The organism is Bartonella sp. AP58NXGY, assembly GCF_042195785.1.
GTDB lineage: Bacteria > Pseudomonadota > Alphaproteobacteria > Rhizobiales > Rhizobiaceae > Bartonella.
In genome coordinates this window covers 1-893 of sequence record NZ_JBHIOY010000154.1, presented here as the reverse complement: position 1 = coordinate 893, position 893 = coordinate 1, and the positions used below count along the sequence as shown (strand labels likewise).

Annotated in this window: 1 protein-coding gene; it reads right to left on the bottom strand. The window is 35.9% G+C overall.

Going from position 1 to position 893, the window contains the following annotated elements:
• Window positions 1-233: 233 nt before the first annotated feature.
• A partial coding sequence (locus tag ACFINC_RS10130) for a YeiH family protein (protein ID WP_375617132.1) occupies window positions 234-893 on the bottom strand: 660 nt, incomplete at its 5' end.

The window sequence follows — 893 nt, the reverse complement described above, 5'->3', positions numbered from 1 at the left end:
GATTTGATCCTTATTTGTTTTGATTGTTAATAAATTGATTTACAATGATAAATTTTTCTATGTTCACTTTAAATCCATAAAACAAAATCATTCTCTTACATATCATAAGCAGAGTTAGTGTATAGATAAAATCATTTAAGAAAGGATTATTTAAATGAAAGAGCTGTTTTAATAATATTGGCAATTGTCTGAGTTTATCACATGTTCTGTTGAAAAAAGAAATAAGAATATTTTTAAAGTGTTATATGATTTAAATCATTCAATTGTATCATGGTCAGGCTACAAATACCGAGAATAATTATGGAGCAGGATGAAGCCAAAATAATACGCCATCCTGCTTTTTTTAATGAGCGAATATCAACGCCCAGTCCTAATGCGGCCATCGAAATGACCGTGAACAATTGAGCAATAAATTTGATAGAATTGAGAGCTGTTTCGGGGATAAGATTGCTTGAGCGCACCAGCATCATCATAATAAAACCAATAATAAACCATGGAACGAGAGTATGTAAGCGAAAGCGTGTTTCTGCTGAGCGGCGATAGATGATTGAGAGAGCAAAAATAAGAGGTCCTAACATGAGAACGCGTACCAATTTCACAACAGTTGCAATTTGAACACTGGCAAAAGAGACAGATGCGGTTGCTGCTAAAACCTGTGGTACAGCATAAACAACCATACCGGCAAGCACACCATATTGGTTGAATGACAAATTCAGAAGTGGCTGTGCAAAAGGGAGAAATAAAATAATAAGAACCCCTAAAAGAGCAGTAAAAGCAATTGATGCTGCGACATCTTCATGTCTAGCATGGATGACAGGGGCAGTTGCAACGATAGCTGAATTGCCACAAATGGCATTACCACAAGCGACCAGCATTGCTAAATTTGCAGAAAG